Here is a 22,669-nt window from a genome sequence, read left to right as displayed (position 1 = left end):
CTCCGTAATTTGACGGAAACGTCACGAGGCCGTAGCTGAAACATCGGAGTCGCACCATTTCACCCAGGAGTTCGCGCACTCAAGGGAGGGTCGCAGACGTGGGTCGGGATTCGAATGGTCCGAAAAACGGTGCGTCATGTCCGCTGCACTGCGGTGCGCGCAACGATGACGCCCCCGCTGACCAGGTCGATTGGGCTGGACTGCCGGTCAATCTGGACTTCGCGTTCTCGCCGAGCCAGCGGGACAAGGTTTATGCGCAGCACCTGAAGTTTCGGCGTGGCACGCTGCTGCGCCGTGCGTCCGCCGACGTCACGCAGGACTGCGTCTGCGAGATGTCGGACTACGGGCGGGCCGACGCCGCAGCCATGTAGCGCGCGCCGGTGCTACCAACTCCGGGAAGATCCCACAGCCACCTTCGGGTTACGGCTGTGAAAGACGAGACGGATGTGACTCAGGCGCACTAATTTTCGGCGTCCGCCACCGGCAGGCCCTCATCCGCCCAGGCGCCGAATCCACCGAGCAGATCCGCGACGTCGAAACCCGCCGCCTGGAACAGGCTGGCCGCAATCATCGAACGGGTGCCGCTGGCGCAGTAGGTCACCACCGGAGCGGACTTGTCGAACTCGTCGAGGGAATCGACCAGCGCGGGCAGCGGGACGTGGCGGGCGCCCGGCACCACGCCGTCCTCGACCTCGGCTTTGCCGCGCACGTCGACGATCTGCAGGTTCGGAGTCGAGTCGCGCCGTTGCTCCAGCTCAGCGGCGCGGTAGCGGCGGGTGGTCGCGATCAGCTCCGGGCGCTCGTCGGACACCGCCGACAGGTCGTCCAATTGGCCCAGCACGCGGTCCAGCCCCACCCGCGCCAGGCGGAGCCGGGACTCCCCCGCTTTCTCCGGATCGCCTACTAAGACAATGTCGCGGTCGATTTCCACTGCGCCGCCGGCCCATTCGGCGAACCGCCCGGACAGGCTGACGTTGATGGCACCGCGAAGGTGACCGGCCGCGAAGTCCTCGGGCTCGCGGCTGTCCAGCAACGTCACGCCTGCCGCCGCGTGTTTTTCCACGATGTCGATGCCGAACACGTTCGGCGGGCCGTCGTTGAGCAGTGGGCGCCGCTCTCGGTTGCGGTGCGAGTCGTATTCGAAGTAGCGCGGTTGGGTCGCCTGATCCGAGGTCAGCGATGCGACGAACTCGGCTACGTTGTCGATCTTGGCCGCGTAGTTGGTCTCCCGCTGTTCGCCGATCGTGGAGTAAGTTTCGCTGGAAAGCTGCTTGCCGCACGTCGACCCGGCCCCGTGCGCGGGAAATACGCGGGTGGCGTCGGGCAGCGTGAGCAGCTTGCCGTGCAGCGTCTCGTAGAGTGTGCGGGCCAGGTCCTCGGCTGAAATGCCTTCATCGGCAAGCAGATCCGGCCTTCCGACGTCGCCGACAAAGAGCGCGTCGCCGGTGCACACCCCGTAAGGCACCTCGTCGTCCGGGTACTCGTAGACCACGACGGAAATCGACTCCGGGGTGTGACCCGGGGTCGCCAAGATTTCGAAAGTGACTTCGCCCAACGAGATTCGCTGCCCGTCGTGCAGCGGCTCGACCGGGAACTCGACCCGGGCGTCCTTGCCGTAGGAGATCACCGCCCCGGTCGCGGCCGCGAGTTCCAAGTGGCCGCTGAGGAAGTCGGCGTGGATGTGGGTTTCAATCACCCGTTCGATCGTCAGGCCGTTTTCGGCGGCTTCCTGCAGGTATTCGTCGATGTCGCGGCGGGGATCGACAACCACGGCACGTCCCGAGCTTTCGTCGCCGATGAAGTACGAAGCCTGCGAAAGGCATTCCAGATAGTGCTGTGTGAAGATCATCGAGTCTTCCTCCTGAGCCCTTGAGGCAGATTTAACGCAGGGTTCCCCCGCGGCGCGGCGCCGTAACCCCGGGCCACGACGATCACGCCGAACCCGGGACGTTCACCCCGTTCGCGCAGCACACGGTGACTGGAATCGCGGTGAGCCGAAGTCATCGGCCCCGCGGTTCGGGCTGCCCGTACAGCGCGACAACCACGCTGCGGTCCAGGCTGTTGTTGGACCACACCCCCATCGCGGTATTGGCGCAATCGCGCATGATCGCCACATAGTCCGGGTTGTCGAACCATTGGTGGAACACCTCGAGGCTGCTGATGGCCAACGCCGGGTTGATCGCGACGGTTTCGGCCACCTTGCCGCGAAAGCCCGCCGCGGCGGCCCGGGACTGTGCCGTCGATCCGTCAGACCCGATGTCGGCGTAGATGTTTCGGTTGTTGATCAGGTCGTCGGCGTGCCATTGGGCGGCCAGATACAACGAGTTGTTCATGTTCACATCGTTGGTGCAACCCGCCTGATGCTGAGCCGTGTACACCCCGGAGACGACACTGTCGTTGAGCCGCTTGTTATCTGCGACGGCGCTGGGGGCTGTCACCAGCAGGATGAGGCCGGCAACCGCCGGGGCGTGCAGCCGGTTCATACCGGGTCGAAATGTGACACGAGCCAGCGGCCGTCGACCTTATCCAGCACCACCCGGATCACCGGCTGGGTATCGGTGGGGGTGCCGCCGTCGCCGATGGTGACGGTCTGGTTGACGAACAACAGCACGACGGCGTGGTTTGCGCTCGCCGACACCGAGGACGCCGCGCTGACTTTCGCGGCCGCGGCGATGCGCTTCTCTCTCGCGCCGGGGATGACGACCTGGCGGGTCAGCGCGGTGTAGGCGTCCTTGAACTCGCCGGTTAACCGTTCCCGGGCGGCAGTGAGATCTTTATCCGCTGACTCGGGGGTATAGGACAGCATGGCCACCGCGTCGTCGCTGGCGACCCGCACCGACTCGGTTCCGGCCTGGCCCACGTCCGTGTTCGAAGCATCCCATTTGAAGTAACCCGCGGCCGCCGCGAGCAGCAGTGCGATGCCGGGTAGTACCGCAAAGGCCAGCAGCCGCAACCACGGGACCGAGGTCCTTGCAGGCTCCAACTCGGCGGTCGGCTCGGCCGCGTCGTTGTCGTCGGGTTCCGGTGTGGTGTCGTCGTCCAGCGATTCCTCGTCTGCGGGAGCTGCTTCGACGATCCGCTCGCTCAGTGTCGTCATGGCACAAACACCACGTTCGACATCTTGGCTTCGTCACCGACGGCCTGGACTTCGATGCGCATCCGCCATTCCCGGGGCGCCTCCTCGCCGGCCGCGGTCCGCGATTTCACCGCGACCGCCACCAGCACCTGCGCTGAGTCACCGCGCTGGGATTCCAGCCCGGCATCGGTGACCGTGCCTTCCGACTTCGACTGCGCCACTTTGACCAGTTCCACGAACGGCTTGGCGCGACGCTCGAAATCGTCCCGGAACGCCCCCGTGGCCAGGTCGATGATGCGCTGCACGTCGGTGTCGATCTGCGTGTAGTCCAACGTGGTGAGATTCACCGCGCCCTGCCGTGCGGCCCGGATGAACAGCTCACGCTGGGCCTGCGCCCGGTGCTGCGCGTAGTCGCGGTAGCCCAGCCAACCGGTCAATCCGGTGAGCGCGGCCACGACCAGCGCGGCGGCCACCAGCGCACGCCCGACCCGGGAGAGGCGCCCGAACGGGTTGCGCAACCGGAGTGGTCTCGCGCGGTCGTCGACAGCCTCCTCCGCCACGCCGTCGTCGACATCTGTCTCGTCGACGTCATCAGCTTCTTTCGACAAGCTGACCTTCTGCTCTTCGGGCTGCTCAGCCATGTTGCTCCTAACTACGGTGACGGCACCAGCAGTGACTGCCAGTTCTTGGCACGCGGGTGCGCCAAATCGGCCTCGGTGTAACGACGCCCGTCGGGCCCCACATACTCACCCGTGGCCGGGTCGTAGGTGGCGACCGCGATCGGCGGGGGCGGCGGCGCGGTACCGCGCGGCGGCGGCAGCCGCGGATCCTGTCCGGGCGGGTACTGCGGGACACCCTGGCCGGTGGTGGTGGCGTTGGGGTCGCCCTTCCAGTGGTAGCCCTCGTTGAGCGGCACGTACTCCTCGTCGCTCTCGCACAACTCGACGGTCGGGGCACGTTTCCACGGCTTGGTCTCACACGGAATATTGCGCGCGCCACGAACATTGAGTTCGGAATCCTGCGGCAGTCGGCAATACAGTTCGGCCGCCGGCCGGTCCGGGGCATCCACACTGGCCGGTGAACGCCGCTGCGTGGGCGGCAGGAAGCCGGTGGTGCAGGGCGGCGGCAGGTTCATGTTGAGGTTGAAATCCAGGTAGAAGCCCTTGTAGTCCTGCTTGGTGCCGACGTTGGGCACCAGCGAGCCCGCCATCACCGCGATGCCCTGCGGCAGCAACACCAGGATCTGTTCGATGTCGTGCCGGTAGACGAAGGCGATGTCACCCAGGCTCACCAGGTTGGCAAACAGCACCGGTACCGCGGGCGCGACCCGATCGAACAGCGCACGGCCCTCCTCCAGCCCGGAACTGCCCTGCGCCAACAGGTCTCGCAGAGCCGCATCCTGCGCCTGGAACTGCGCGGTGATGGCTGCCGTTCGACGGGCCCAGGTGGCTATCGCATCCGACGTCTGCACTTGGGAGTTCAACACCGGCGGGGCCTGGTCGATCAGGGTGGCCAGTGGGTCGACGGTGCGGCCGCCGGCGTTCGCCAATGCCGTTGACCCGTCCACGATCCGGGACAGCTCGGGTCCCATCCCGCCCACCGCACGATTGGCCTCGTCCATCACGGTGCGCAGATTGTTGCGCGGAATCGCTTGCAGCGCACGGTTGGTCATGTCGAGCAGCCGCCCGATGTCGACCGGCACATCGACCTGTCCGGCCGGGATGACGTCACCGGCCCTCAGCGACCTTGACTGTCGGCCGTCCCCACCGGACTGCGGGGTCAGTTCGATGTACTGCTCCCCGATCGCCGACCGGCTGTGCACCGATGCCTGCACGTGAGCAGGCACCATGACGCCGGACCGCATGGCCAGCACCGCGCGCACCCCCTCGGCGGTGACACTGACCGACCGCACCTGACCGACGTCGGTGCCGCGATAGGTGACCACGGAGTTCTCGTACAACCCGCCCGACTGCGGCAGGTCGACGGTGACGCTGTATTCGCCGATTCCGAACAGCGTCTCAGGCAGCTTCATGTAATTGAAAGCCATTGAGCCACAGGAGATCAGCGTCACCACCGACAGTACTGCCAATTGGATCCAGGTCTTGCGGTTCAGGCGCAGCATCAGTATCCCTCGAAGTGGTAAGGGAAGGTCAGCGGGTTCCCGCCGGTGGCCGGGCTCGGCTGCATGCCGATGGTGCGTCCCCACTGCAGTTCGAGTTGGGTCAGATTGCCTTCCCACCGGGAGCCGGTGAATATCCCGGTGTCGATGCGGCTCAACGTGAGATCGACGATCATGGTGAGGTTCGCGTAGTCACCGCGAAACCAGTTGGTCACCGTCGACGTCGGCCACGGGTAGGTCGCCAATCCGTCCAGTCCCTTGGTGAGCGACGGTCCCGCGTCGGCGAGCCTGCGCAGCACCGGGGCGATCTGACGCAGGTTGTTCACCAACGATGCTTTGCTCTGGCGGACGGTGTCCGCGGCGATCGCGCTGAATTTGCCGAGCTGGTCGATGGCGTCGGCGATCTGGGTGCGCTCGTCGGCCAGGACCGCGAGAGCTTTGGGCTCCGTCAGCAGCGCCCGGTCGACAACCGCGTCCTTGGCGGCGAACTGACCGGCCAACGAGTTGAGATTCTCAGCGGCAGCGATGATGTCGTCGGTCTGCTTATTGGTGCCGGCGATGAACTCGTCGAGTTGCCGCAGCAGGCTGCGCATGTCGTTTTCGCGTCCGGCGAAAGCCTTGGCGACCGCCTGGGTGATCTCCTGCAGCTGAGCCAGGCCACCGCCGTTGAGCAGCACGGACACCGACGCCAGGGTTTGCTCGGTGGTCGGATACATGCTCGCGTGTGCCAGCGGGATGACCGATCCGTTTCGCAGCTGTCCGACCGGCGGCTCGTCCCTGGGCGGGGCGAGCTCGATGTGCATGGACCCGAGCAAGCTGGTCTGACCGATCTTGGCGGTGGCGTTGGCGGGCAGCTGGACGTCGCCGTTGATCCGCATGGTGACCAACGCGTGCCAGTCCTGGACCTCGATCTTGGTGACATTGCCGATGTTGACGTCATCGACCCGGACCCGGGTGTTCTCTTGGATATTCACCACATCGGGTAACTGGGCTTGGACCGTGTAGGAGCCCGCGCCGCCACCGGACGTGCCGGGCAGCGTGAGCGAATTCAGGCCGTGCCAGTCACACCCACCGAGGACCGTCATGCAGGCGACACTGACCGCAGCCGTGATCATCTGCCGCCCAATCATGAGGACGGCCCCTGGGGGACCATCAGGCCCGGCAGGCCCAGCTTTGGATCGACCACGGTGGGCCCGGGCGCCGCTGCCGGCGCCGGCTGCTCGGCCGGCAGCGGGGCCGCCTCTGGCGGTGGCAGGGCGCCGGGGCGCAATCTGTCCTCGCTGTAGGTGATCTCGCCCGGGCGGGCCTGCGGTCCGACGAACGGGTTGAGCCCGACGGGCACGTAGTTATAGATGCGGTTTTTGATGATCGGCTCGACATATTGCAGGCAGAGCTTGGAAACCCGGTCCAATCCGCGCCGCGAGGCCGCTTCGATCGAGCTGCAAATCCATTGCGGGATATCGGCGAAGTTGTTCAGCGCGATGATGCCGGTCATGGCGCCCTGCGCTGGTTGGTAGATGTTCATGAAGTTCTGGAACACCGTCGGCACCACATGCAGGATCTGCTTGATGTCGGCACGGCTGTCGTTGAGTGCAGTGGTGATGGAAGTGAACCGGTCGACCGTGACACCGATGGATTCCCGGTTCTCGGCAAGGAATCCGCGCAGGTCCACCAGCGCCGCGTCCAGACCCTGCACCGCATTGGCGATCTCGTTGGGCGAGTTGGACAGAATGGTGGTCACGCTGGCCAGGTTCTGGTTGAACGCGGCCAGCAGGTCGCTGCTGGAGTACAGCGCCGAGACCAGCAGCTGCAGGTTGCGCACCGTGCTGAAAATGTCGTCGGCGTGATCACCGAGCGCCGAAAGTGCCGCGGAGAGTTTGATGATGGTGTCGCGAGCCGTGTCGCCCTCACCCCGCAGGTTGTCCGCGGCCGAGTTGATGAATTCGCCCAGCGAGTTCACCCCGCCCGGTGTCGCCGGTTGCAGGGACTCGGTCAGCTTCTCCAACTGCTTGCGGAAGTCGTCCCACTCCACCGGTACCGCGGTGCGGCTCAGCGGAATGATTGCTCCGGCAGCGAGTTTGGGGCCGCCGTTGTAGACCGGGACCAGTTGCACAGCGCGTGAGGTCACCAACGACGGGGACAGGATCGCGGCGCGGGCCGCGGCGGGAATCGGATACTTCTTGTCGACGGAGAATGTCACCTTGGAGCTGGCCGGTTGCGGCTCGATCTTGTCGACGGTCCCGACGGCGACGCCCAGGATCCGGATTTCGTCGCCGACGAATAGACCGTTGGCGTTGACGAAATACGCGGAGTACGTGTTCTTGTCGACCTCTTTCCACAGCTGTTTGCCGACCAGGAACAACGAGAAGACCAGGGTGAGCACCAAACTGAGAGCGGCTGCGGCCCGCAGCGTTTTCCGTGCGGTGGGGCTGACGTTCACGGGCCCCCCGTTCCCGCGGGCTCCGGCGGCGGCCCCGGTGCGGGTCCGGGCGACGGTGGTTGCGACCACAGCGGTGTCGGTGCGGCTTCGGGTGGGACCGGCGGGGATCCGATCGGCGGGTCCACCGATTCGGACGGCAGATGCTGGTTGGGGTCCAGATACCGGTCATACATGCGCGAGTCGAGGATCGGTCCGCTGAGTTGGCCGGGAACCAGGTTGGCCACATAGGCTTTGAAGAACGGACCGGACCCGAGCACCTCGCCGAAGGACATGGCGTACCGCTTGAACTTCGGCAGTGTCCGCTGGATGTCTTCCTTACGGTTGTCCAGGATTTCGAGCACGCCGTTGAGCTTGTCGAGAGCCGGCTTGAGCTGGGTGCGGTTGTCATCGACCAGCCCCGAAATCTGGTGGGACACCGCGGTGAGGTTGTTCATCAGTGCGTCGATGGAACTGCGTTCCTGTAGCAGCGCCGCCAGCAACGCGTTGGAATTGGACACCAGGCCGGCGATCTGCTGGCTGCGCCGACCCAACACGCCGGTAACGCTGTTGGCGTTGGTCAGCAGGCTGCGCAGCTGTGCGTCGCGGTTGTTCAGGGTGTCGGAGAACCGGGCGACCCCGTCCAGCGCCGGCCGCAGATTGGGTGGTGTGTCGTGGAACGTATCGGCCAAAGTCGTGAGGGCTGAGGATAATTGGGTGGTGTTGAGGCCGCTGATCTGAGTTGTCAAGTCGCCCAGTGCGTCCGGCAAATCGTAGGGCGAGGTGGTGCGTTCCAGCGGAATGGTGATCCGCAGCCGGCCCTGACCGCGCGGGGTCAGCTCGAGCATCTTGGATCCCAGAATCGTCTCGGTCTTGATCGCCGCTTCGGTCCGCTCGCCCAACTCGACGCTCTTGCGGACGGTGAAGCCGACCCGGACTTTGGTGCCCTCCAGACTCACATCGGACACTCGACCGACTCCCACACCCGAAACACGCACCTGGTTACCGGGTTTGATGCCACCGGCTTCAGAGAAATAGGCCGCATAGTTGTCGTAGCCGTTGACGAAGGGCAGCTTGTTGTACTGGAATGCGACGACCACCACCAACGTCATGATGACCGTGCCCATCACTCCCAACAGGAAGGGACTGCGGTTCTTGCCCGGCTTGCCGCGGAATCGACTCATTGCGGCGTGCACCGTCCGGAGGGCTGACCCACCAGCTTGACGTAGATGGGGTTGCCCCCCTTGCCGTTCAGTTTGAGCAGCACCTCGCAGAAGTAGAAGCCGAAGTAGTCGCCGTTGAGGCCCTGCCGGGACAGCACCTGGTAGACGTCGGGCAGGGTGTGGATCAGGTGGTCGACGTAGTCGCGGTCGGCCATCACCTGGGTCGCCATCCGGTCGGTTTCGTGCACCACGTTCTTGATCGGTTGCCGTGCCTGCACCAGCAGGTCGGCGATGGAACCGGCGGCGGCATTGACGTAGGCCAGGCCGGCGGAGATGTCGTCCTTGCGTTGCGCCAGGCCCTCGACGAACTCGGCCAATTTGTCCAATCCGTCGGCGAATTCGTGATCGCGGGCGGCGAAGGTGTGCAGCACGGTGTTCAGGTTGGTGATCAGCTCGCCGATCAATTCGCTGCGCCCGGCCAGGGTCGACGTCAACGTTGCGGTCTGGGCCAGCACCGAGGACAGCGTGCCGCCCTGGCCCTGGAAGATCCGCAACAACTGCCCGGACAGCGCGTTGACCTGGTCGGGGTCCAGCGCGCGGAACAACGGGCGGAAACCGCCGATCAGCACGTCGACATCCAGGGCCGGCGATGTCCGCGCCAGCGGGATCGTCGCGCCCGCGGGCAGCCGGTGCGGCGATCCGGAGCTTTCTTCCAGAGCCAGGAAGCGGTCACCGATCAGGTTCTCGTAGCGCACCACCGCGCGGGTACCCTCGGTCAGTCGCAAACCCTTGTCAATCGCGAAGTCGATACTGACCGTGCCGTCGCGGTGCAGGGTGATGTCGCCGACCTTGCCGACTTCGGCACCGGCGATGCGGACGAAGTTGCCGGACTTCAGCCCCGAGATGTTGGTGAAGACCGCATGGTAGTCGGTGCGGTCCTCGAATCGGAACTGCCCGAAGACCGTGACCAACCCGAAGGTGAAGACCAGGCACACCGCTGTGAACAGCGCGACCCGGGTGATGATGCTCGGCATGCTTCGTCTCATGGCGGCGGCTGCCCCCCGCGGTAGAAGTAGCGCGGCGGCTCAGGCGGGTTCTTGGTCGTCGGGAAGTAGTTGGACCACCAGGGATTACCGACCGCCAGGTTGGTGCGGATCTCGTTGGGCTCGGTACCCCAGCCGGTGTCGGTGACCAGCGCGCGCACCGGGTAGTTGGCACTCGGGTCCGGCAGCGAACCGCAACTCGGCCTGCCGCCGGGGCCGCCGGTGGCATTGACTTTCGGCAGGTGCTTCGGGTACCGGTACGGGTCGTCGCCGAACAGCAGTCCGGCGTCCATGATGAACGAATATCCGTTGCCGCCCAACGTGTCCCGGCCGCCGTGCTCCACGTACCACTGCGCGCCCTGGAACAGGCAGGTGTAGGTCGGGGAATACATGTCCAGCAGTCGTGTGGTCGGGTCGAGCAGATTGATGGCTCGTACGATGTCGGATTCGGTGCGGCCGATGACGCTGATACCGGTCCGGCTGAAACCGATGGCTGACATCAGCATGGCGTCCAGCGACTGCTGGTTCTCGGTGAGGGTGACGCTGGTGGTCGTCACCGAGTCCAGGATCGACAGAATATCCTGCGCCGCAGTGGAATACGTGGCCGCGGCCTGGCCGAACAGCTTCCAGTTCCGGTGGATGGTGTCCAGTCGGGGATTCACGGCGAGCAGCACGTTGTTGGCGTCGGTGATGGCCTGCCCGATCCGGTCGCCCTTACCGCGCACCGATTGCGCGAAGGCCGACAGGATCGCGTTAAGTTTGGCGGGATCGATTGCCTGAACCAGGGATTGGAGATTCTCGAAGACGGTGTTCACCTCGACGGTCACATTCCGCGAGTGCAGCACGGCACCCGGTTTGAGGGCTGCGGGACTGGGCCGCCCGGGCGCGGTCAGGTCGACGTACTTGGAACCGAACGCGGTGGTCGACTTGATCTCGGCCTCGACGTTGCTGGGCAGATACCTGAACGCGTCCGGTTGCATCTTCAGCTTCAGCTCGGCGACTTTGACGTCGGTGCCGATCGACTCGACCTGCCCGACCTGCACTCCGCGGAACTTGACTTTGGCGCCCTGTTCCATCACCAGTCCCGCGCGGTCCGAGACCAGGGTCAGGGGGATCGATTCGTCGAACTTGCCGGCGAACATGCCGGTCGTCATCACCACCAGACCAGCCACCACCAGAAACAGGGTCGGCGCGTACCAGATCGGGTCGATCCGGCTGGTGCGGACCCGGTTGGCCCGGAAGGCTCCTCGATACTTCTCGTCGCTCATACCGGCTAACCCGACAGGTTGAAATTGCCGTGCTGGCCGTATACCGACAGCGAAATCATCAGGCACACAAAGGCGGTCACGATCATCGACGACCGCACCGACCGGCCCACCGCCTCGCCGACCCCGGCCGGCCCACCGGTCGCGGTGAACCCGTAGTAGGTGTGGACCACCATCACGCCGGTGGCCATCGTCAGCGCCGACAGGAACGACCACAGCAGATCGTTGGGATGCAGGAAGGTGGCGAAGTAGTGCTCGTAGACGCCACGGGACTGGCCGTACACGGAGATGGTGAGGAACTTGGCGGCGATGAATGACATCAGCACGGCGACGGCATAGAGCGGGATCACCACCAGCACACCGGCGATGATCCGGGTGGAGGCCAGGTAGGTGATCGCGCGGATGCCCATCACCTCGAGCGCGTCGATCTCCTCGTTGATCCGCATGGCACCCAGTTGCGCCGTGGCGCCGGCGCCGATGGTGGCCGCCAGTGCCAGGCCGGCCGTGCACGGCGCGATCATCCGGACGTTCAGGAACGCCGAGAGGAATCCGGTCATCGCCTCGACGCCGATGTTGGACAGCGTGTCGTAACCCTGTACCGCGACCAGTGCTCCGGTGGTCAGCGTAAGGAAACCGATGATCCCGACGGTGCCGCCGATCACCGCCAAAGCGCCGGTGCCCATGCCCATTTCGGCGATCAGCCGCAGCAGTTCACCGGGGTATCGGCGTACCGCCTCGCCGATGTTGAGTAATGACCGACCGTAGAACGCGGTCTGCTCCCCCAGCTTGCGGGTGGCAGCCACCGTCCTGTGACCGGCTGTACTCAACCGCGACGGTTCGTCGACCACGGCGTCGCTCATGGGCGCCACACCCGACTCATTTGGCGGTCACTTTCACACCCAGCGCCGTGGTCAGGATGTTGATGAAGAACAGTGCCATGAAGGAGAACACCACGGTTTCATTCACGGCGCTGCCGACACCGGCCGGGCCGCCACCGGCGGAAAGGCCCTTGTAGCAAGCGATCAGACCGGCGGAGATCCCGAACAGCGTCGCCTTGATCAGCGAGATGACCACCTGTGGCAATCCGACGAGCAGCGTCATTCCGGCAACGAAAGCCCCCGGTGTGACGTGCTGGACGTACACCACGAAGATGTAACTGCCGACCAGGCCGGTAACCGATACCAATGAGAACAGCAGCACCGCAACGAAAGTCGCGGCGATCAGGCGTGGAACCACCAGGGCCTGAATGGGGTTGACGCCGATCACCGCCATCGCGTCGATTTCCTCGCGAATCTTGCGGGCCCCCAGATCGGCGCACATAGCGGTCGAACCGGCGCCGGAGACGACCATGGCGGTGACCACCGGACCCACCTGGGTCACCGAGGCGAGCCCGGCACCGGCGCCGGAAAGGTCGCCGGCACCGATCTCGACGAGCAGGATATTCAGCACGAACACGATGAGGACCGTGTACGGGATCGACAACATGATGGTCGGAAAGATCGACACCCGGGCGACGAACCAGATCTGCTCCAAAATCTCGCGCCAGTTCCATGGCCGTCGGACCAGCACCAGAAATGTCTCGGCGCAGAACGAGAAGAACCCGCCCAATGCGTTCATCGGCTTAGCCAGGGTTGCCGCGTCCATCGTTCGGCTCACCCCCAACCCACCAGAGCATCCGGTCCATGCGGTTACGCCGACGCCGTCAAGGACATCAAAGAGTGCCGTAATACATTGTGCGGCAACGGGTTAACGCCATCCACAGGAGTGGCGAGACCGGGTCGCCTGGCTGCAGATAGAAACATGCCGCCAGCTTACGAGCATTGAAAATCGATTCCGAGACTTGCAATCACCCGGAAACAAAGGTCGGAAGCCCGCACCGGTCAGCCTACGGTCGTACCGCCTTCAGCGATGCGCCGCACCGCCTTGAGAAAGACATCGATCTCGTCGCGGGTGTTGTAGAACGCGAACGAGGGACGCACGGTCGCCTCCAGACCATAGCGCCGCAAAATCGGCTGGGCACAGTGATGTCCGGCACGTACCGCAATGCCCTCGGCGTTCAAGGCTTTACCGACTTCGAGCGGTTCGTGCCCGGCCAGCACGAAGGACAGCACGCTGGCTTTCTCCTGCGCGGTGCCGATCAGCCGGACGCCTGGAATGTCGGCCAGGCGCGGTGTCGCGTACTCCAGTAGGGCGTGCTCGTAGGCCGCGATGCGCTCGACACCCACCTTCTCGACATAGCGCAACGCCGCCCCGAGTCCGACGGCGTCGGCGATATTGCCGGTGCCCGCCTCGAACTTGTTGGGCAGCCCCTGATACAGCGACCGCTCCAGGGTGACGTCGGCGATCATGTTGCCGCCGCCCTGCCACGGCGGCGTCTCGGCAAGAGCCTCCTCGGAGCCGTAGAGCACACCGATGCCGGTCGGACCGAAGATCTTGTGACCGGAGAACGCGAAGAAGTCGACGCCCAGCTCCGCGACGTCGATGGGTAGGTGGGGAATCGACTGGGCGCCGTCGATCAACACCCGGGCACCGTACCGATGACCCAGCTCGACGATCTTCTCGACCGGTGTGACCGTGCCGAGTGCGTTCGAAACGTGAGTCACCGCAACCAGTTTGGTTTTCGGACCGAGCAGATCCTCGAACTCCGACAGCAGCAGGTTGCCGGCCTCGTCCACCGGGGCGACCTTCAGCACCGCACCCGTCGCCTGCGAAAGCAACTGCCACGGAACGATATTGGCGTGGTGCTCGAGGTGGGTGATGACGATCTCGTCGCCGCGACCCAGATGTTTTCCACCCCACGCGTAGGCCACCAGGTTGATCGCTTCGGTGGTGCCGCGCACGAAGATGTTCTGTTCCACCCGGGGAGCGCCGATGAACCGTCGCACCGTCTCGCGGGCATCTTCGTAGGCGTCGGTGGCACGGGCGGCCAACTCGTGCGCGGCGCGGTGGATGTTGGAGTTCTCGTGGGCATAGAAGTGCGCCAGCCGGTCGATCACCGCTTGCGGCTTCTGGGTGGTGGCCGCGTTGTCGAACCAGATCAGCGGTCGGCCGTTGACCGTCTCCTGCAGGATCGGGAAGTCGGCCCGTACCGCATTGACCTCGAAGACCTCGTGGTCGTCCGGCACTTGCGGCACCGGCTCCCGCGGGGTGGCCAGGAAGTAGTAGTTGGCCTCGTCACCGGTCGGCGCTGCCGCAGGTGCGTCCGACCAGCCCAGGTCGGCCACCGTCGGCGCCTGCGGGTGCCAGCCGGGAGCCGAGCCGCGCGGGGCCACCGGCACGCTGGGTGGAGCGCCGGCCAGCACGCCGGGCACGGTCGGCACGATGCCCGTCGGCACCGCAAAGGCGCTCAGGCCGCCGACACCGGGCGGCAGGAACGGGTCGGCGACCGCGACACCGGCCGCGCCCGCGGACGGGCCCGCCGTGCTGTCCGGCACGTTGCCACGCGGCGCCACCGGCACCGTCTGCGGCGGGGTGGCTTCCGGCCCGGGTGATGTCGGCGCCGGCACGTAGATGTCGGAAAACGCGATCGCAGGCACGCCGGCGGTGAGCGGGTCGGAGGTGCCGGCTGCGGTCCGGCCGGCCGAGGTCGCGGCCGTGGTGTCGGGCAAGTTGCCGCGCGGGGCGACCGGGGCGGTCTGCGGCGGACTGTCGGGTCCCGGCCGGATGCTGGCCGCGTAGAGCTGGCTTGCCAGCACCGCGAGTTCCGTGGCGCTGACTGGCAGCTCGCTTTCGGCGTCTACCGAACGGTACTCACTCGTACTCATGGAACTGGTCCACGGCGACGTCGTCGAGCACGGCAAGCGCATCGTCGGTGAGGACCGCCAAAGACGTGTACAGGGTGACCAGGTAAGTAGCGATCGCCGACTTGTTGATGCCGGTGAACCGGACCGACAAGCCCGGCGCCTGCTCGCCGACCAGGCCGGGCTGGAACAGGCCGACCACACCCTGGCGCTCCTCACCGGTGCGGGCCAGGATGATTTGCGTCTTGCCGTCCTCGACCGGGACCTTGTCCGACGGGATGAGCGGAATACCGCGCCAGGTGATGAACTGCGCGCCGAACAGGCTCACGACCACCGGCGGCACGCCACGGCGGGTGGCCTCGCGGCCGAACGCGGCGATGCCCAGCGGGTGCGCGAGGAAGAAGCTCGGAGTCTTCCAGACTTTGGTGATCAGCGAGTCCAGGTCGTCCGGCGTGGGCCGACCGCCCCGGGTCTGGATGGTCTGCTCCGGAGTCACCTGGGCCAGCAACCCGTACTCGGGGTTGTTCACCAGCTCGGACTCCTGGCGCTCCTTGATGGTCTCGATGGTCAGTCGCAGCTGCTGTGCGATCTGGTCGTGTGGGCTGGAGTAGAGGTCGGACACCCGGGTGTGGACGTCCAGCAGCGTGGAGATGCTGCGCAGCGTGTACTCGCGCGGACTGATCTCGTAGTCGACGTAGGTCTCCGGTAGCGGTTCATCAATACTGGCACCGGCCTCGGCTTTGATCGCGACCTGCTCCGGATTGACCACCCGGTTCACGCGGTAGATACCGGCTTCGACGGGCACCCAGCTCAGCAGATGCAGCAGCCAGCGCGGCGTGATCGTCGCCAGCTGCGGGACCGTCTTGGTGGCGTTGGCAAGCTGGCGTGCCGCAAGGTCGCCGAGGGCCTGGGATTCGTTCTGTGCTCCGGGATCCGACCCCTGAGTAGAAGCGGCCATCGTCGTCCTTTCCATGCGTGATCAGAACTGCGCTGGGTATCGAGCAGAGCCATCATGCCTCACAAGTTGCGTGAATGCCTGCCGAGAGTAGGCAGATGGCGACGCCGCGACAAAGAGTTAAACCTCGACTGAGCCGAACCGACTCTGGGCTGGTTTCCCAGATTGTTCCCAGCCTGGCCGACTTGTCGATGCTTTATAGTGGGACGCATGCAACAGGCCGACCAGCTGCGTTTTGTCCGCACGCGCTGCATCGCCGTGATCTGTTGTTGTTGTTCCTGTTGATTTCTGACGCCCGCTGACCGCTCAGTAATCGCCGCAGCCACCGCCCGGAGGGCTCCCCTCCTCGGTGTGAGGCGCGCCACCTTCCAGGAAGAACAAGTCCCCATGACCGTTGTGTCCATCCCCGATCGTGCGCTGGCGCGTGTGACAACCCGCAGGCGCGTCCGGGTGCGGCCGGCCGACGCGCCCACCCGCATGACGCGCTACCGCGGCGGTACCTATTCACACACCGTCGACAGAATCGTGTTCAGTGACGGCACCTCCGCACGTACCGACCTGATCCGGCTCAATCCCGGCCTGCAGGCGTACTCGTTGGACTTCGCCGGAATCTCTCCGTGCCACCCGTCGCCCTACCGGCTGGGCGCCTGGTCGGCATTGCCGCATCTGCACACCCGGGGCTGCGAGGCCGAAGTCGCCTGGATCCTGCGGCACTCGTTCCCGGTTTTGGCAGTGTCCGAACTGAGTGACCGACTGCGCCGGGCCGGCTATCCCTTGGGAGCGGCCAACATCAGCGAACACGAGGCCATCGCAGGAACCCAGGCCGCGATCTGGCATTTCACCAACGGCATGGCCCTGGACACCCGACCGTTGAACGCACCCACCGCGGTGCACCGCGGTCCGGATTCGACGCTGACGTTCGAGTTCGACGGCCAGCCCCAGCTCGGTGGGTATGCGCTGTGGACCGCGTCCGACTCCCCCGTCACCGTGACGCTGCAAAAATCGGCCGACGGCGTGACGTGGCACGACGTCTCCGGATCGACACTGGTCACCGACGCGGGCAAGGGTCGCTACGAGCGCACCCTCGGGGTTGGCAGCACCACCTCCAGCCACCGCCACGGCCGCGGCGCCCGCGGCTACCGGTACTACCGACTACTCACCACCGCACCGGAAGCCGCGATCGACCACGTCGACTTCTGGCTGACCGGGTCCGGTCACTACCGCAACGCCGACCGCATCGTCCACCTGTACAACTACCTGCTCGCCGGGGCCTACCCGGCGCTTCGGGACGCCGAGGAACCCTTGATCGACGGCGAGGCAGTGGCCCAGGGCGGGCTCGTCGGCCCGTTCCAGGTGAGCGCACCCCTCACCTTGGCCGCCGGCAGCGGCCAGGTGATCGTCGACGCCTTCGGCGCGGTGATCGACGGAGCGGTCCGACCAGGCACCGACTTCTACGTTCGGGTCACACCGGGCCGCTCGGGAATAACGTTGCACGCAACCACGTCTGATCACGGCAGCGGACGTGTACTGACCGGGGTGGCGGTGGCCGGGCCCGCGCGGGGACTGACTCCGGTTGCTTTGACCACCCCCTCGCACGTGACAATGGAGTTCGACATCACCTGGGAAGCCGGCCAGGCCCGCACTGACACCGTTGGAGAATGTGGATGACCATTGCCGAGAACATCACCCAACTCATCGGCCACACGCCGCTGGTCCGGTTGCGCCGGGTCACCGACGGCGCGGTCGCCGACGTCGTCGCCAAGCTGGAGTCGTTCAACCCGGCCGGCAGTGTGAAAGACCGCATCGGCGTGGCGATGATCGACGCGGCCGAGAAGGCCGGCCTGATCAACGAGGACACCATCATCCTCGAGCCCACGAGTGGGAACACCGGGATCGCGCTCGCGATGGTCGCCGCTGCCCGTGGCTACAAGCTGGTGCTGACCATGCCGGAGACCATGAGCATCGAGCGCCGAATCCTGTTGCGCGCCTACGGCGCCGACCTCATCCTCACGCCTGGTTCCGAGGGCATGCCCGGGGCCATCGCCAAGGCCGAGGAACTGGCTAAAAGCGATCAGCGGTACTTCATCCCGCAGCAGTTCGAAAACCCGGCCAACCCGGCAGTACACGCGGTCACCACCGCCGAAGAAGTGTGGAAAGACACCGACGGCAAGATCGACATCTTCGTCTCCGGGGTCGGCACCGGCGGCACCATCACCGGTGTTGCACAGACCATCAAGGAGCGCAAGCCGTCGGTGCAGTTCGTCGCCGTCGAACCGGCCGCATCGCCGGTGCTGTCCGGTGGCCAGAAGGGACCGCACCCCATCCAGGGCATCGGCGCCGGCTTCGTGCCGCCGGTGCTGGATATGGGTCTGGTCGACGAGGTGGTCACCGTCGACAACGACGACGCGTTGAACCTGGCCCGACGCCTGGCCAGGGAAGAGGGGCTGTTGGTCGGCATCTCGTCGGGCGCCGTGGTGGCCGCGGCCCTCGACCTGGCCCGGCGACCGGAGAACGCCGGCAAGCTGATCGTGGTCGTCCTGCCATCGATCGGCGAGCGGTACCTGAGCACGGTGCTGTTCAAGGATCTGAGCGACTAGTCATGTTGGCGGCTATCCGGCGCGACATCCAGGCGGCCCGGGAACGCGACCCGGCCAACCCCACCGTGCTGGAGGTCGTCTTCGCCTACCCGGGCGTCCACGCCGTGTGGGGACACCGGATCACGCACTGGCTGTGGCGGCGCGGCCGGCGACTGGCGGCCCGGACACTGGCCGAACTGAACCGCATCCTGACCGGTGTGGACATCCATCCCGGCGCCGTGCTCGGACCCGGGCTGTTCATCGACCACGCAACCGGGGTGGTGATCGGGGAAACCGCGGAAATCGGCGAGGACGTCACGATTTTCCACGGGGTCACCCTGGGTGGCACCGGCAGCGAAACCGGCAAACGTCACCCCACGATCGGTGATCGGGTCACCATCGGCGCGGGAGCAAAAGTGCTCGGCGCCATCAAGATTGGTGACGACAGCCGGATCGGCGCCAACTCCGTCGTCGTCAAGGAGGTCCCGGCCAGCGCGGTGGTCGTCGGAGTGCCCGGCCAGATCGTGAGCCGACCCGGGCCGGCCAGCGAGGACGAATCGAAGCTGCCCGACCTGGTCGGCGTCAGCCTCAAGTCGCTGCTCACCCGGGTGTCCCGGTTGGAAGGCAAATCCAACGGAGCCGCGACCGAGCGCGTCATCCGGCCCCCCGAGGCCGGCGTCTGGTACGGCGAGGATTTCTCGATCTAGGGGACCGTTGCTTCGGTGAAAGTGTTGGTGCACAGGTGAGTTCGGTTGTGATCGCAAGCATCGCGGTCGTCGCGGCGCTGGGGGGCGCCAGCGTTATCGGAGTTGCGGTCAACCGCCGATCCGGGGTGGTGCGCAAGGCCGCTGCTGCCGACGACCAGGACAATTCGGACCTGGGCCTGTCCGACACGGGGCCGACGGTGGTGCACTTCAGTGCCGAGTGGTGCGGCCCGTGCGCTGCGGTACGGCGGGTGGTCGACCAGGTGTGCGCGGAATTGCCCGAGGTGGCCCATATCGAGCTCGACATCGACCAGAATCCCGTTGCTGCCAAACGTCTTTCGGTGTTGTCGTTGCCGACTACGTTCATCTTCGACGCGTTTGGCCGGCAACAATATCGCAGCGCGGGTGTTCCGAAAGCCGCCGATCTGCAGTCGGCTCTGCGCCCGCTGATGACCGTCGATCAGGAGAGGAGCAGTTGATGTCCCCCGATGTCAACCACGTGGATGTCCGCGGGCCGCGTTTCGCCGCATGGGTCACCAGCACGGTGCTGGTGGCGACGCTGGTGGTCTCGGTGTTCAGTCAACCCGCCGCGGCCGTCCTGCTCGGCCTGCAAGCGATCGTCTTTGCGGTGAGCGCGGTACGCGGTCCGCGAAATTCTCCGTACGGATTGGTGTTCGCCAAGGTGGTGGCGCCCCGGCTCAGCCCGGCCAGTGAACGGGAACCCGTGCCGCCGTTGAAGTTTGCCCAAGTGGTCGGACTGGTGTTCGCCGTGGCCGGGGTGATCGGGTTCGCCGCCGGGATCTCGCTGCTGGGCGTAATCGCCACCGGGTTCGCCTTATTCGCTGCGTTTCTCAACGCAGCTTTCGGCATCTGCCTCGGCTGCCAGCTGTACCCGATGGTGGCGCGCTGGCGCCGCGCCCCCGCTGCGTAGCGCGCGCTGCGCGACACACCGAAATTCGACGGTGTTTTTAATTTTTAAGCTATATCCAATCAGCTCTTATATTCTCGGAATATGGACGAGCCTGAGTTGCGATTGCTCCGTCTATTCGTGGCTGTCGCGGAGGAACGCCACTTCGGCAATGCCGCCCGGCGGCTGCATATCGCCCAGCCACCGTTGAGCCAACAGATCCAAAAACTGGAACGTCGGCTGGGCACCGAGTTATTCGACCGGTCGCGCCGTCCCATCGAGCTCACCGACGCGGGGGAGGCGCTCTTCGCCGAGGCACGCCTTGCGCTCACCTACGCCAAGCGGGCGTACGCGGCGGCACGACGGGCCGCCAACGGCCAGCTCGGTTGTGTCTACATCGGTGCGATGCAGGCGGCAGTGAACGGCGTCCTGGCCTATGTCATGCGGGCTCATCGGCTGCAGTATCCGGACGTCAAGCTCGAACTCATCGAGCTGGGTAACGTCGAGCAGGTCGAGCAACTCGTGGATCACCGCATCGACGTCGGATTCCTGCGGGGACCGATCGACGAACCGTCGTTGACCATCCAGACGCTGATCGCCGACCCGCTCGCCGCGGTCGTCTGCGTGGACCACGCGTTGGCCGATCAAGAGCGAATCGACCCGAGACAATTAGCCCACGAACCAACCATCCTGTGGACCCGGGCCGCGGCAACCACCACCTACGCCGACGTCGTCGAGCTGTTCCGGATGTATGACATCGACCCACCGATCGTCGACGAAGTGCAGCATATCCAGACAATCCTGGCGTTGGTCGCCTCAGGTGCCGGGATCGCTTTGTTACCAACGTCTTTCATCAACCTCAATCGGAAGGATGTGCGCTTCATTCCGTTATCCGGTGAGCTGCCCCATCGCCCGCTGATCTTGGCCTGGCGCACCGTCGACCGGTCGCCGACCGTGCGCTGTTTCCTGGACGTCACACTGCAGGCATCCCCGCGCTACGTGCAAGACCTCGGAAAGCACTACCCCCAGTTGAGTACGTAGCTGGCGCGCCGGGCCTGCCGCTGAGGTAGCCCTCGGTGCGGGCAATTCGCGGGTTCCCGCTACTCGGTATTATATCTACAGCATATTTTAGTGGTCTTACTTTGTCTTAGACATGATGATGTGCTCGTCATACGGTGGTCGGAGTCAACGAGCGCAGGAGATCACCGAGTGAGCGAGACTTCCACAACTGGCCCCTTTTCGTCGCTTCTGGTGGCCGACTTCTCGCACGCTCTCGCCGGACCGTTCTGCACCATGACACTCGGCGATCTCGGCGCCACGATCGTCAAAGTGGAGCGTCCGGGCGGCGATGACACTCGGGTCTGGGGTCCGCCATTTGTCGACGGCGAGAGCACCTATCACCTGGGCGTGAACCGCAACAAGCGCAGCGTCGTCCTCGACATGCGCCAATCCGAGGATCTCGATCTGGCCCGGACTCTCGCTGAGCGCGCCGACGTGCTGGTGGAGAACTTCCGGCCCGGCGTCATGGCCCGGTTCGGCTTGGACGAGCCCACAGTGCGCCTGGCGAATCCTGGCCTGGTGTACTGCAGCATCTCGGCATTCGGCGCCAACGCCGGGGCCCAGTGGGCCGGCTACGACATATCAATCCAGGCGCTGGGCGGATTGATGAGCATCACCGGACCCGATTCCGACCATCCGACGCATGTCGGCGCTGCGCTGGTGGGCTCGCTGGCGGGCATGTTCGCGACGGTCGGGATCATGGCGGGACTGCGCGATCGAGATCGTACGGGGCGCGGGCAGCACGTTGAGGTCAACCTGTTGTCCGTGATATTGGCGGCCATGACCGACCAGTCCACCAGTTACGTTGTTGCACAACAGGTTCCCCGCACTTCGGGTGATGGTCACGCAAGCATGGCGCCTTATGGCTGCTACGCCACCGCGAAGGGCACGCTGGTGCTGGCCATCTGCAACGACAAGCAGTTCGGGCTGCTCCGCGATGTCTGGGGACTTGCGGATGTGGCCCAGGATGAGCGGTTTCGGACCAATGAGCTGAGGGTGCGCAACAGGGCGGCCCTGCGGGAGCAATTGGAACGCGCGCTGGCAACCAACTCGGCGGCGTACTGGTCGTCGGTACTGCTGAAGAAGGGAATTCCGGCCGGCGCGGTCAACAACGTCGCCCAAGCCTTTGCCCTAGCCGAGCAGTTGGGATTGAGCCCGGTCCGCAACACCGCCGATGGAGACGACGTGGGCCACCAAGTGGCCAGCCCAATCAACCTGTCCGCCACACCAGTGACCTACCGAACCAGAGCGCCGCGACTAGGCGAGCACAGCGACGAGATCCGTGACTGGCTTACCGACCTTGCGCTGCACGCAACCAACAAATGACTGCAGCCGACTGTTGGTTGAGCCGTCTGGTCACCACCGCGCAGGAAATGATCACGTCAGCCCGGGTTGTCGTGGTCCTCGTGGCGGCCGCGATTTTCCGGGAGAAGACCGAGCGCGGGATTCGGTTGCTCGCCGCAGTCATCGACTGCCGAGCGACGTCGCCCAGTCGCTGAGCCGACCGGTCCCCCGGAATGGCGTGCCGGTCCTTCCCGGTTCGTCACCGGCCTTGTGGGCGCGTCGATCCATGCAATCACCGAATACATTTCTAAATCCGGATACATCGCTGGATGTAATGTCATTTCAATGAATTTCCTCCCGAC

The 22,669-nt window shown here is 65.3% G+C and carries 22 protein-coding genes; 8 read left to right on the top strand and 14 right to left on the bottom strand.

Going from position 1 to position 22,669, the window contains the following annotated elements:
• Positions 1-98: 98 nt before the first annotated feature.
• Positions 99-371: a hypothetical protein gene (locus AC5Y6Y_RS00220; RefSeq protein WP_463824732.1), complete on the top strand. Its 273-nt coding sequence runs from the start codon at positions 99-101 to the stop codon at positions 369-371.
• A gap of 89 nt (positions 372-460) precedes the next feature.
• Here AC5Y6Y_RS00220 and AC5Y6Y_RS00215 read toward each other — a convergent pair whose 3' ends face one another.
• From AC5Y6Y_RS00215 to AC5Y6Y_RS00150, 14 genes are all read right to left on the bottom strand, one after another.
• On the bottom strand, positions 461-1,849 hold the full coding sequence (locus AC5Y6Y_RS00215; protein ID WP_499928832.1) for an MBL fold metallo-hydrolase: 1,389 nt from the start codon (positions 1,847-1,849) through the stop codon (positions 461-463).
• A 151-nt stretch (positions 1,850-2,000) separates the two neighbouring features.
• Complete coding sequence (locus AC5Y6Y_RS00210; protein WP_499928831.1) at positions 2,001-2,483, bottom strand: CAP domain-containing protein; 483 nt, start codon at positions 2,481-2,483, stop codon at positions 2,001-2,003.
• Positions 2,480-3,097, bottom strand: a complete 618-nt coding sequence (locus AC5Y6Y_RS00205; protein WP_499928829.1) for a hypothetical protein — start codon at positions 3,095-3,097, stop codon at positions 2,480-2,482. Before AC5Y6Y_RS00205 ends, AC5Y6Y_RS00210 begins: the two co-directional genes overlap by 4 nt.
• Positions 3,094-3,717: an Rv1363c family protein gene (locus AC5Y6Y_RS00200; RefSeq protein WP_499928827.1), complete on the bottom strand. Its 624-nt coding sequence runs from the start codon at positions 3,715-3,717 to the stop codon at positions 3,094-3,096. The genes AC5Y6Y_RS00205 and AC5Y6Y_RS00200 overlap by 4 nt, the downstream gene beginning before the upstream one ends.
• An 11-nt stretch (positions 3,718-3,728) precedes the next feature.
• Positions 3,729-5,198, bottom strand: a complete 1,470-nt coding sequence (locus AC5Y6Y_RS00195; RefSeq protein WP_499928825.1) for an MCE family protein — start codon at positions 5,196-5,198, stop codon at positions 3,729-3,731.
• Positions 5,198-6,310 carry an MCE family protein gene (locus AC5Y6Y_RS00190; protein ID WP_499928823.1) on the bottom strand — a complete coding sequence of 371 codons (1,113 nt, stop codon included), beginning with the start codon at positions 6,308-6,310 and terminating at the stop codon, positions 5,198-5,200. The genes AC5Y6Y_RS00195 and AC5Y6Y_RS00190 overlap by 1 nt, the downstream gene beginning before the upstream one ends.
• 11 nt (positions 6,311-6,321) lie before the next feature.
• A complete protein-coding gene (locus AC5Y6Y_RS00185) occupies positions 6,322-7,635 on the bottom strand; it encodes an MCE family protein (RefSeq protein WP_499928821.1) in 1,314 nt (437 codons plus the stop codon).
• Positions 7,632-8,795 (bottom strand): virulence factor Mce family protein, encoded by a 1,164-nt coding sequence (locus tag AC5Y6Y_RS00180; RefSeq protein ID WP_499928819.1) that lies wholly within the window; start codon positions 8,793-8,795, stop codon positions 7,632-7,634. The genes AC5Y6Y_RS00185 and AC5Y6Y_RS00180 overlap by 4 nt, the downstream gene beginning before the upstream one ends.
• Positions 8,792-9,820, bottom strand: coding sequence for an MCE family protein (locus tag AC5Y6Y_RS00175; RefSeq protein WP_499928817.1), 1,029 nt, complete (start codon positions 9,818-9,820; stop codon positions 8,792-8,794). The genes AC5Y6Y_RS00180 and AC5Y6Y_RS00175 overlap by 4 nt, the downstream gene beginning before the upstream one ends.
• The gene (locus AC5Y6Y_RS00170) at positions 9,817-11,085 is read right to left on the bottom strand and encodes an MCE family protein (protein ID WP_463824743.1); all 1,269 of its coding nucleotides are present in this window, start codon (positions 11,083-11,085) and stop codon (positions 9,817-9,819) included. The genes AC5Y6Y_RS00175 and AC5Y6Y_RS00170 overlap by 4 nt, the downstream gene beginning before the upstream one ends.
• Positions 11,086-11,090: 5 nt before the next feature.
• Positions 11,091-11,942 (bottom strand): MlaE family ABC transporter permease, encoded by an 852-nt coding sequence (locus AC5Y6Y_RS00165; protein ID WP_499922659.1) that lies wholly within the window; start codon positions 11,940-11,942, stop codon positions 11,091-11,093.
• Positions 11,943-11,958: 16 nt separating this feature from the next.
• On the bottom strand, positions 11,959-12,726 hold the full coding sequence (locus AC5Y6Y_RS00160; protein ID WP_499922657.1) for an MlaE family ABC transporter permease: 768 nt from the start codon (positions 12,724-12,726) through the stop codon (positions 11,959-11,961).
• Between the two features lie 236 nt (positions 12,727-12,962).
• The gene (locus AC5Y6Y_RS00155) at positions 12,963-14,846 is read right to left on the bottom strand and encodes a family 2A encapsulin nanocompartment cargo protein cysteine desulfurase (protein ID WP_499928815.1); all 1,884 of its coding nucleotides are present in this window, start codon (positions 14,844-14,846) and stop codon (positions 12,963-12,965) included.
• The gene (locus AC5Y6Y_RS00150) at positions 14,833-15,780 is read right to left on the bottom strand and encodes a family 2A encapsulin nanocompartment shell protein (RefSeq protein ID WP_499928813.1); all 948 of its coding nucleotides are present in this window, start codon (positions 15,778-15,780) and stop codon (positions 14,833-14,835) included. The genes AC5Y6Y_RS00155 and AC5Y6Y_RS00150 overlap by 14 nt, the downstream gene beginning before the upstream one ends.
• 384 nt (positions 15,781-16,164) lie before the next feature.
• Between AC5Y6Y_RS00150 and AC5Y6Y_RS00145 the strand changes: the two genes are divergently transcribed.
• The 7 genes from AC5Y6Y_RS00145 to AC5Y6Y_RS00115 all read left to right on the top strand — a co-directional run bounded on the left by AC5Y6Y_RS00145 (position 16,165) and on the right by AC5Y6Y_RS00115 (position 22,349).
• Complete coding sequence (locus AC5Y6Y_RS00145) at positions 16,165-17,445, top strand: thioester domain-containing protein (protein WP_499928811.1); 1,281 nt, start codon at positions 16,165-16,167, stop codon at positions 17,443-17,445.
• Positions 17,442-18,374 (top strand): cysteine synthase A, encoded by a 933-nt coding sequence (gene cysK, locus AC5Y6Y_RS00140; RefSeq protein ID WP_499928809.1) that lies wholly within the window; start codon positions 17,442-17,444, stop codon positions 18,372-18,374. The genes AC5Y6Y_RS00145 and cysK overlap by 4 nt, the downstream gene beginning before the upstream one ends.
• A 2-nt stretch (positions 18,375-18,376) precedes the next feature.
• Positions 18,377-19,060, top strand: coding sequence for a serine O-acetyltransferase (gene cysE / locus AC5Y6Y_RS00135; protein ID WP_463824750.1), 684 nt, complete (start codon positions 18,377-18,379; stop codon positions 19,058-19,060).
• A 35-nt stretch (positions 19,061-19,095) separates the two neighbouring features.
• Positions 19,096-19,536 carry a thioredoxin family protein gene (locus AC5Y6Y_RS00130; RefSeq protein ID WP_499922652.1) on the top strand — a complete coding sequence of 147 codons (441 nt, stop codon included), beginning with the start codon at positions 19,096-19,098 and terminating at the stop codon, positions 19,534-19,536.
• The gene (locus tag AC5Y6Y_RS00125) at positions 19,536-19,988 is read left to right on the top strand and encodes a DUF4395 domain-containing protein (RefSeq protein ID WP_463824752.1); all 453 of its coding nucleotides are present in this window, start codon (positions 19,536-19,538) and stop codon (positions 19,986-19,988) included. The genes AC5Y6Y_RS00130 and AC5Y6Y_RS00125 overlap by 1 nt, the downstream gene beginning before the upstream one ends.
• A gap of 81 nt (positions 19,989-20,069) precedes the next feature.
• Complete coding sequence (locus AC5Y6Y_RS00120) at positions 20,070-21,005, top strand: LysR family transcriptional regulator (RefSeq protein WP_463824753.1); 936 nt, start codon at positions 20,070-20,072, stop codon at positions 21,003-21,005.
• Between the two features lie 168 nt (positions 21,006-21,173).
• Complete coding sequence (locus AC5Y6Y_RS00115; RefSeq protein ID WP_499928807.1) at positions 21,174-22,349, top strand: CaiB/BaiF CoA transferase family protein; 1,176 nt, start codon at positions 21,174-21,176, stop codon at positions 22,347-22,349.
• Positions 22,350-22,669: the final 320 nt, after the last annotated feature.

The sequence above is a fragment of the Mycobacterium sp. NGS24 genome (assembly GCF_059813065.1).
Note: the sequence above shows the minus strand (reverse complement) of the source record. Positions and strands in the feature narration are given on the sequence as shown.